Below are 331 nucleotides of genomic sequence, written 5' to 3'. Positions count from 1 at the left end.
ATGGTAATAAGGGCAGCGGTCAGCAGCGTTGCGCTGATGAGCGCAGCAACGAGGAACGACACGGACCAGACCGACCAGGCGAAGTCGACGGACAGGACCGCCCAGCCCATCAGCACCACCGCGAGGATGACGTGGCCGGTATAGCCGATATTGAGGCCGGAAAAGACCAGATAGGCCCAGGGGCTGAAAGGCTTGATCAACAGTGTGTCGAAAGTGCCGAGCCGCACCAGTTCTTCGAGATCGCGCAGTTGCACGAAACTCAACGCGGCGCCGAGCGAATAAGCCAGCAACTGGAAGCTGAACAGCAGCGCAAGCTCCGGCCAGGTCCAGC

General features: G+C 60.7%; 1 protein-coding gene. It reads right to left on the bottom strand.

The features are described 5' to 3' along the window. On the bottom strand, window positions 1-331 hold a 331-nt coding region (locus tag AF337_RS04295; protein ID WP_193393568.1), incomplete at both ends, for an ABC-2 family transporter protein.

The organism is Rhizobium ecuadorense, from assembly GCF_001187535.1.
GTDB classification, from domain to species: domain Bacteria; phylum Pseudomonadota; class Alphaproteobacteria; order Rhizobiales; family Rhizobiaceae; genus Rhizobium; species Rhizobium ecuadorense.
This window is presented reverse-complemented; position numbering and strand designations above follow the sequence as displayed.